Origin of the sequence: Polycladomyces subterraneus, from assembly GCF_030433435.1 — a bacterium.
Classification (GTDB): Bacteria; Bacillota; Bacilli; order Thermoactinomycetales; family JIR-001; genus Polycladomyces; species Polycladomyces subterraneus.
Genome location: NZ_JANRHH010000017.1, coordinates 2,916 through 12,132, shown reverse-complemented (window position 1 = coordinate 12,132; position 9,217 = coordinate 2,916). Strand labels below are relative to the sequence as shown.

5 protein-coding genes and 1 pseudogene are annotated in these 9,217 nt (G+C 49.2%); 2 read left to right on the top strand and 4 right to left on the bottom strand.

What is annotated here, in order from left to right:
* Window positions 1-28: 28 nt before the first annotated feature.
* Both NWF35_RS03525 and NWF35_RS03520 read right to left on the bottom strand, forming a co-directional pair.
* Complete coding sequence (locus NWF35_RS03525; protein ID WP_301237698.1) at window positions 29-1,099, bottom strand: bifunctional 3-deoxy-7-phosphoheptulonate synthase/chorismate mutase; 1,071 nt, start codon at window positions 1,097-1,099, stop codon at window positions 29-31.
* Between the two features lie 379 nt (window positions 1,100-1,478).
* A complete protein-coding gene (locus tag NWF35_RS03520; RefSeq protein ID WP_301237697.1) occupies window positions 1,479-2,762 on the bottom strand; it encodes an IS110 family RNA-guided transposase in 1,284 nt (427 codons plus the stop codon).
* A 246-nt stretch (window positions 2,763-3,008) separates the two neighbouring features.
* Between NWF35_RS03520 and NWF35_RS03515 the strand changes: the two genes are divergently transcribed.
* Both NWF35_RS03515 and NWF35_RS16755 read left to right on the top strand, forming a co-directional pair.
* A complete protein-coding gene (locus NWF35_RS03515; protein WP_301237696.1) occupies window positions 3,009-3,221 on the top strand; it encodes a hypothetical protein in 213 nt (70 codons plus the stop codon).
* A 1,043-nt stretch (window positions 3,222-4,264) separates the two neighbouring features.
* Window positions 4,265-4,603 (top strand): annotated as a pseudogene (locus tag NWF35_RS16755) (tyrosine-type recombinase/integrase); the annotation flags it as partial.
* Window positions 4,604-4,936: 333 nt separating this feature from the next.
* On the opposite strand, the gene shc reads toward NWF35_RS16755, so the two are convergent.
* On the bottom strand, window positions 4,937-6,841 hold the full coding sequence (gene shc, locus NWF35_RS03510; RefSeq protein WP_301237695.1) for a squalene--hopene cyclase: 1,905 nt from the start codon (window positions 6,839-6,841) through the stop codon (window positions 4,937-4,939).
* 767 nt (window positions 6,842-7,608) lie between these two features.
* On the bottom strand, window positions 7,609-7,926 hold the full coding sequence (locus NWF35_RS03505; RefSeq protein ID WP_301237694.1) for a hypothetical protein: 318 nt from the start codon (window positions 7,924-7,926) through the stop codon (window positions 7,609-7,611).
* Between the last annotated feature and the right edge of the window lie 1,291 nt (window positions 7,927-9,217).

Here is a 9,217-nt window from a genome sequence, read left to right as displayed (position 1 = left end):
CAAGCGGATCTGTCCGCCATCTCTTCCTTCACACCAAGTCGTGCGTTTGACGCAATTGTGTCAGCAATGCTTCTAGTTGTTTGAGATCGATTTGTTGTTGCGCATCCGACAACGCCACCGAAGGTTCCGGATGCGTCTCTACCATGATCCCGTTCGCCCCCGCAGCCAATGCCGCTTTAGCGATGGGCAACAGGATGTCTCGACGACCGGTGGAGTGACTGATGTCTACCAGCACGGGCAAATGACTTTCTTGTTTCAAGATGGGAACAGCCGAAATGTCCAGCGTATTTCGAGTCCATTTCTCAAATGTGCGGATGCCGCGCTCGCACAGGATCACTTGCGTGTTGCCGCGGGAGACGATATATTCTGCCGCGAACAGGAACTCTTCCAGTGTGGCCGACAAGCCACGTTTCAGCAGCACGGGTATGCGAGCGGAGCCTGCCACTTTCAAGAGCTCAAAGTTCTGCATGTTGCGTGCACCGATCTGGATCACATCCACATACTGCGTCGCCATTTTGATATCGGCCGGATGTACGATTTCACTGACCACTTTCAAACCGAATTCATCTGCAACCCGGCGCAGGATTTTTAGCCCCTCTTCTCCCAAACCTTGAAAGTCGTAGGGAGACGTGCGCGGTTTGTACGCACCTCCGCGGATCAGACGAAACCCCAGTTTGCTCATCGTTTGCGCCACTTGCCGAACCTGTTCCTCCGATTCGACCGAGCAAGGTCCCGCCACCAGGACATTTTGTTCCCCGCCTACCGGAACATCGCCCACCATCACCACGGTGTCTTTCGACTGGCGCTTCCGGCTGACCAACAACACCTTCTTGTGGTCATCTTCTAGCAAGCTCAATGAAGCCTTGAAAATCTGCTTAAACAGATGGCGGACCGTATTGTCGTCGAACGGCCCTTCGTTATGCTGCACGATCCGTTCCAGCATGTCCCTCTCCCGGATCGGGTCGAATTTTTGAACACTGTATCGCTTTTTGATTTCTCCGATTTTCTTTACCACCGACGCACGTTCGTTGATGATGCGAAGCAGTTGCAAGTTGATTTCGTCCAGTTGCTTTCTCAACTCTTCAAGTTGGTGACTCAATTCTCTCCCCACCCATCCCTAGAAAAATTATCGCTTATTATACGCATAACGGCGTCGGATGTCACTCCTGACCGGGGAAATGGGCGAAAGAAATAAAGGGATCAATGATGAAGGGGCAAGTGACTTGCCCACTGCAAAACATCCTGGTTCTGGGCGAGAGATGAGAAAAATTGCATATGCGGCTGTTCCCCCGGCGATGACGACGGAAGTGGGAATAGGCAAAAGGAAAAGTTTCGTTCTTCGCCCTCACATTCCTTCGTCCAACCTGCCAAGGGGTGGAGGCCAGGGGGATGCTTAGCGACAGGGTCGTGCCCGTATGACCGAATTCGTCCCGGCTCTACGCTGTTGTCCATAAAAAAGGGATCGAGATCACAAGAGATCAAGCAGCTGTTTGTAACTGTGAAAGACGAACGTCTCCCAACATCCTGTGGGCATCATAGGTTTTCTGCTTTTTCCCTAAAGTGAACAACACGCGAACCAACTTACAACACAAAGCGATCATGGATTGCATCTTCTTCAGCGGGTTTTCCGGCCGCGTCGTCAGATACCGGTGTAATGCCCGAAATTCCGGATTATGGGCTGTCAGCGGCAGAATGGCTTTAAACAACAGAGATCGCAGACGAGGTCGTCCCCTTTTGGTGATGCGAGTGCGTCCCTTGTGCTGCCCGGAACTGTTTTCTTTAAGGTTCAATCCTGCCAGGCGGATCACCTGTTGTGGATGATCATAGGCCGTCAAAGGGCCCACTTCCGACAGAAACCCGGCTACGGTCGCCCATCCGATCAAGGGGATACTCAGCATCTCCCTGGTACCGGGAATGGACTGAAGCAGCTCTTGGATTTTGGTGGAGAGTTGATCCATTTGCCGACGTAAAAACTCATATTGTTCCAGAAGCATTTGCAGCTCCATCCGGGCCATCGTCAAACCCTCGGTCAAACCAATGGAGTTCCGGGCGGTTTGTACCAACCATTCGGCGCGTTTTCTGCCCACAGCACGTTGAACGACGGTTTTCCACTCGGCTGCGATCCTTTCCGCTCCTCGTTCCAGGATGTCCTTGGGAAGTGGAAAATGCTTCAGCGTGTACAGGGAAGCCTTCCCTTCCCAGTTCTTGAACACTGCCGGATATTCGGGAAAGTACCGGTCGAACCAATGGTGCATCCGGTTTTTTACCTGCTTTAGATCTTCTGTTAACCGATCCCGTTGGATCATAGCGATCCGTAGGTCGGCATAGACACCGGTCGGCACATTGGGTTCCGAATACCGCCCGTCTTTAACCAACTGAGCGATGACCTTGGCATCCTTTACATCGTTCTTGGTTGGTGAATTGTCGTCGAGTTCCTTGCTTCTCTTGACGTGAAAGGGATTGACCAGCACCACTTGGATACCTTGTTTTCTAAGAAACTGAGCTAATGGCAGCCAATAATGGCCGGTTGGTTCCAATCCAAAAAGGACGTGCGTTTTCTCATGTTCTGCCTGGAGTGTTCGAATCCACCGAATCAGCCGGTTGAATCCGGCATGGGTGTTCTCAAACGTCAAGCGTGATCCGTACTCGATTCCGCGAAAGTCCTGTGCCCGGGCCACATGAACTTTCTTGGTGATGTCCGCACCGACAATGAGGGTGGATTCTGTGATTTCCTCCAATTTCCGATTTTGTTTATACTTCATGTGAGTACCTCCTTGTTATTCAGGGGTCAAGGCCTTGACACCCCGTATGTTAACAGGAGGTACTTTCTTTTTTCAAAGTGCCTCTTCTTTTGTTACAGGAATGCTTAGCGTTGGATTTTTTTAATTGCTGGCGGTACCCTATATCGGATATACCGCTCACGGACGGGACGGCGAACCCCTTGGAAAGGGGGTGAAGCCGTGGACAGTTCGTCTACTTATTTCTGACTACCTGCTGAAGGGGATCAAATGAATACGCCTCTAGTGGGGAGTGCCACCATCACCATGGCCGTTCAAGGTAGAAGTACCCCGATTATCTCCGTCTATCTTTCTGCACTCCCAATCTATGAACAAACCCAGCAGTTTCCGCTGGGTTGTAAGAAAGGAGATAAAGTTGGGTTCGGATGGTTATGGCTGGCTTTGGCGGCTTTCCTGCTGATCTTCCTGCTGGTAGCCAACTAATTTATTTATATGTAAATTGTTTGAGGAGGGTGATAGGATTTAGCCTGTTTTCTCCGTGATCTCTATCTATCTTTCTCCATTTTCTCCCAAACTATATACAAACCCAGGGCTTTTGCCCTGGATTTCTCTCACCCAACATAAGTTGAGCTCATTGTGTGTAAATCCTGTTAGAAACCAAATCCAACGCCGGCAAAAACAAAAATTGTTGCGATTACCAACAGGAAAATCAACAGGCGACGCAATCCATGGTGAAAACCGAATCCGCTCATAATAATCCTCCTTTCTATATAGCCTTCTGTAAACTATTCATAGATCCGTAATGTAGAGACGGCGCATACATAGTAAGTCCGAAATTAAACGAGTACCTACGGGACTTCAGGAAAAAACGTGAACGCAAATGTTGAAGTAGCTAAAAAGAGTCAGAACATATCCGCCCTGTTCTGACAAAAAACGCCTATGTATTGATGGATACATGATAGGAAAAGGGCCAAAGTTCCATCTCCATAATGTTTTTCGGTACTATTTACAGTTTGATTACCACTTTTTGTGTAGATGATACCTAATTTGCTTTTCTCTCCCTCTACCCCAAATAAAAACATCACCATCTATGGGGTTATCTATATATCCAGGTAGTATAGTACGGTACCTCAGGTAAAAAGGGTATAATTGGTACAGTGGGTCTAATCGGTTCAGGTGGGTTATACAGTTCAGGAGAAAACCAATAGTAATGGTGTTTCCTCATAATTATACGATCGATCAAAGGATAGTGCATCATCGGCTGACACCACGTCGTAGGATGATAACACTCATGATCAATGGTTTTCAATGGTAGCCACCCCTTATCATATGTAGGGTTATGTATTGTTATTGTATTTGGGCCTACAGGTAAAGGAACCAGATGATATCTTAAAGCGTACGTGGGACATAAAGTCGGGAAACAGCGGGAGATTGATTTGTTGAACTAGGCTCGAAAACCGCTTTATGAGTATTTGCAAGAACGAATGAAAGATGAGAAATAGAAAGACAGTTAGTTTGTTTTCGTATCGCAGCGCTCTGATCGGCTGACCGAGGCGGGGATCCATCACTGGTGGCGAAAACTGAAAAAACAAGCCACGGTGGATGAATGGGAACTGATTCAGAACATTACGTTTCACGATCTGCGGCATGATTTTGCGCAGCGTTGCCGGGAAGCTGGATGGACATTGGAGGAAATAGCCTACTACCTTGGCCACATCACCAAGCAAGGAGCGACGCAATTCAGACGACCGCTCGCTATACCCAGGATAGTCGGGGGAAAATCAAGGAAAAGCTTAAGCTACTTACCTAATACCCTAATGCTTTACATTAGCATTCGTAAGAAAAATCAAGTTTTCTCTGATTGATAAAAAAAACGCCACTTCTTGAAAGTGGCGAATCCTTCCCCTGACTCAGTGGCCCTCATGAGTGATTTTACCAGATCATATTCGCGTAGCTGCTCATCAGTTTAAAATAACAGAATCGGAGTAATCGTGATGCCATTGGGACCAGATCCCACAGGCAAGGTTGCAAGTGTCAATCACCGATACAGTGCAATTTTGATTTGCTACATAGGCAAACAAAAGCCAGGCAGACTACCAAGCGATGAGCGAAGAACCGGATAGCGAGGAATTGGGTCACGGGCAATTTACTGCCCTATACACCTTGACAATTCGACTCGTTGCGGATTACCCCTGTCGTTATTCGTCGATGTCGCCGTATTTGTTTCGGTAATGAGACAAGGTCAACAGCGGCCATATGTAGCCGTAACTGTGATAATGAATGTAAAATTGCCCCGCTAAGCCGGCGCCTGTCGGGTATCGGAAGATGCGGGGATCTTTCTTTTCCAGCAGATCCAACAGACAGCGGACGCCCGCCTTAATCTCCGGGATCGGCCGGTCGTGCACCGCAATCAGTGCGTCGAGGGCCCAAGCCGTCTGGGAAGGTGTGCTGAAGGCAAGCGGTACGTACCGCCCCTCGCGGTCACTCCGACACGATTCGCCCCAACCGCCGTCCGAGCGTTGGACGGCCAACAACCAGCGAACACCCCGCCGTACTGTCGGGTGGCGCAAATTCCACCCCGCCGCTGCCAGACCGGTCAACGCCGCCCACGTTCCGTACACGTACGCTATCCCCCAGCGGCCGAACCACGATCCGTCCTGCCGCTGATGCTTGGCCAACCAGGCCGAGGCTCTCCTGATCACCGGATGGAGGTGATCCAACCCCGTATATCGGCACACACACTCCAGTGTTCGGCCGGTCAGGTCAGCCATGGACGGGTCAGTCCACACCGTGTGGGAATCGTGAAACGGCAGCAACCAACGGGGCCATTTCTTGTCCGTGTTTTTTTCAAATGCCGCCCAGCCGCCGTCGCGGTTCTGCATGGAAATCATCCAAGTCACGCCTCGCTCCCACGCTGACCGGTATTCGCCTCCCAGTTGAAATGCGGCCGGTGTCAACGCTCGTAAACAAACCGATGTGTCGTCCATATCCGGATTCAGGGTGTTGATATCGGAAAATCCCCATCCTCCCGCGGGAACACCCGGATTTTTCAGCGCCCAGTCCGACCGTTTCGTCTGTTGACGGGACAACAGATAACGGAGACTCCGCTTGATGACAGGATGATCCGGCTTTACACCGCTTTCCAACAATGCGTGTGTGATCAGGGACGTATCCCACACCGTCGAAGTGGTCTCCTGTAAATGAAGTCCTTCGGCCAGCGGGTAAGCAAATGCCCGTAATCCCTGCATCGCGCGCACCAACACCGGATGATCCTTGGGATAGTTCAGTGCCAACAAGGCAAACACCATCAAAAACGTTGTGGTGAAGTAACTGTACAGCGTGCCGTCCGGTTCCAACCGTCCCAGCATGAACGCCTCCGCCCACTTCAACGCGGCCTCACGTCTGGACGACGCCCCGAATGCTCCGTCGGGAAACGATGAGAATGCTGCGTTCACCCACTCGTTCAACGGCGAATCCGACAGGATATACGGCAACTCATCCGGCTTCGACCCCTCCCACCCGGACAGATCGGGCCGTTCCGGAAGATAGGCCGCATATTTACGATCCGCCGCCACCAGTATGGGCACCACATGCACGCGGGTAAATCCGACAAAATCAAATAGATTGACAGGAAACCACAGAGGTAACAGCATAAATTCCGTCGGCACCTTGGGATGTTGATCCCAGGGAAGATGTCCTAACAATGACAGGACAACTTTGGTTAGTGAACCCGCATGTCGTAAGCCACGTCGATGCCGTACGTATTTACGCACCCGCTTGACGACGAGGTTCCCTTTTTTCCATACGCCCGCATACATCAGTGCCAAGATGGCATCCACCGTCGCCGACAAATTTCCCTCCATCTCATCCTCAAACACTCGCCAGACACCATCTTTGTCCTGTCTGGCCAGAATCCGCTCCACCAGGCCCTGTGTCAACCGTTCATCCCGCACTTCCAATAGCTTCATCAGCAAGATCATATATGCGTCGGTCATCACGCCGCTTTCAAAACAAAACGACCAGCGACCGTCTGTCCCTTGGCACTGCAGCAAGGTTTCACGTAAACGGCGGATCGTCGCCTCCACCCGTTCCATCAAGGACATGCCGGCTCCTCCTCCATGCTTTCTCCCTGCTACAACACCTTATTCATCGGGGGAGAAAAAAAGAAAAAGGAAGGTTTCACCTATTCCCAGCTATTTGGAAGGAACACTATTGGGTCGAGTAACCAACCTGGAGGCGAAAGCTGAAGGGGAAAACATCATGTCACTAAAGTGGAAACGGAACAGAAGACGTGTATGGCCGGGTTCTGCAAGACCGCGTGGCATGGTGAAAGCTAAACTGCTTGAACCTCGTTTTCAGTGGCACAATTAATCGCCCATCGACCACCACGTCTTATGTTGATGCTGTCTGTTTAGGGTGTGTTTAGCTTCTGGCAGCCCGAGCCTTCCGACAGAAAGACGTTGAGGAATGACCTCACTCAAGGAAGCGAACGAGGCACCTAAACCACGCTGAAACGTCTGGTACCGAGGGAATGTGGGATCGCCTAAGACGCGGGTCCTAGGGTGAGGGAGTCTATAGTAGTCTAAGAACGGAAAAGCCGCTTACACGGCGAAGGGAGACAGGTGTTCCGATCTCCATTAGGGAGGTACGCGAGTTGCGAACAGCTGAAACGATCCTATCATAAAAGTTGGGTGATCCTTTTAACGGAGGAACCAATCTACCGCTGATTTTGGTTGGTCTTCGAATGGAAAAACTACCTTATCGCTTCACTTGGTTGCCTACGTACACTTTTAAAAAATGCTGGTAGTATCCCTTAATGTACAGGGGATTGGTAAAATTGTGTCTAAAAAATATGTCTAAACGTACCAGCCTAATTTCTGTGCACGGACCGTTTAATTATCCTCGCTTCCTTAGGATTAATCACGCCTTCTGCCACCATTGCGTCGATCGTCTTGTATGACAGTTCATTCCAGCGTGGGGATTTCTTAAGTTTTTCGATTTCCTCCTTCGTGAAAAAGTGATAGGGAAATTGTAAAGTGTATGACCACAATCCCGTCAGGCCGTATTGTTTGCGAATCCGCTTACCCTCCGCAAACAGTGTTTTGATTTTCTTCACGCTGACTGACTTGCGGCCTACCGTTTGGTTGATGATATCCACCAAATTTTTATAAACAGTATCTGAATTCATTTTTTCCCCTCCTATTGACTTCGAATAATGGCGGGCGTTCGTTGTCTGCTGGATCTGCTGGAAAAGAAAGATCCCCTGGCAGAACAACGTTGAGTGCATCGCGGGACGGTTGTGTCTGCCTATGAAGTATTGCGAGACCGGGATCATTGAACGATATCCAGGAAGCGGGTCCTCGTGGTCCTGGAGGTCCCTGCGGTCCCTGGGGCCCTTGAGGACCTCGTGGCCCCCGTGGTCCCCGAAGTCCTCTTGCAATGGCAATGGCTTTAGTTATAAAGCTCCTTTTTGGTGGATTTTACTAGATTATATGTTGATAAATAATTTTTGGTGTAGTCTATCAAACTAATTTGTATTAAAAAAGGCAGTGAATGGTCATCCCCTGATTTTATGTTGCCCTCCCCAGTTCGTCATGTCTACTTTTTAGTCTGGCATCATCTTTTATGCGAAAGCAAGTGAAATCGAGATGAAAGGTAAGGCGAGTTGAGCCTCGCTTTTTAAATAATGTATTTGTTCTAATCATTGAAACATTGCTCAACAAAAAAGGCTGTTGACCTTCACTGTCAACAGCCTCAGGTTCTGACATACGTCAGAACCTTCCCTTTAGCCGAGATTGCTAGAAGTAGTTAGTTCCCCGATTATCTCCGTCAATCTTTCTGCACATTCTCCCAATCTATGTACAAACCCAGCGGTTTCCGCTGGGTTGTAAGAAAGGAGATAGAGTTGGGTTCGTATGGTTATGGTTGGCTTTGGATTTCCTGCTGATCTTCCTGCTGTATTATATGTATATGGTTGAAAACGGTGATAGGGTTTAGCCTGTTTTTCTCGTGAACTCTGTCTATATTTCTCCACTTTCTCCCAAACTATAAACAACAACCCAGGGCTTTTGCCACTGGGTTTGTTTATAGCCTCACCCAACATAAGTTGGGCTCATTGTGTGTAAATCCGTTAGAAACCAAATCCAACGCCGGCGAAAACAAAAATAGTTGCGATCACCAACAGGAAAATCAACAAGCGACGCAATCCGAAACCAAAATGATGGAAACCACCAAATCCGAATCCGCTCATAATATAAACCTCCTTTCATGCAATCTCGCTTCAGACTATTCATTGCTCCGTACTGTAGAGACGGCGCATACATAGTAAGTCCGAAATTAAACGAGCGCCCGCCTTCAGGAAAAATTGTGAACACAAATGTTGAGGTAGCTAAAAATATGCCCACTAAATGGGATTAGCGGGCAGATGTCCGGACTCTAGCAGAGCAAATTTTAATACACCCATTTCGTACTTGTGCAAC

Coding starts and splice junctions, on each gene's coding strand:
- NWF35_RS03520 (WP_301237697.1), bottom strand. CDS start 2,762: ATGAAGTATAAACAAAATCGGAAATTGGAGGAAATCACAGAATCCACC.
- NWF35_RS03515 (WP_301237696.1), top strand. CDS start 3,009: ATGAATACGCCTCTAGTGGGGAGTGCCACCATCACCATGGCCGTTCAA.
- shc (WP_301237695.1), bottom strand. CDS start 6,841: ATGTCCTTGATGGAACGGGTGGAGGCGACGATCCGCCGTTTACGTGAA.
- NWF35_RS03505 (WP_301237694.1), bottom strand. CDS start 7,926: ATGAATTCAGATACTGTTTATAAAAATTTGGTGGATATCATCAACCAA.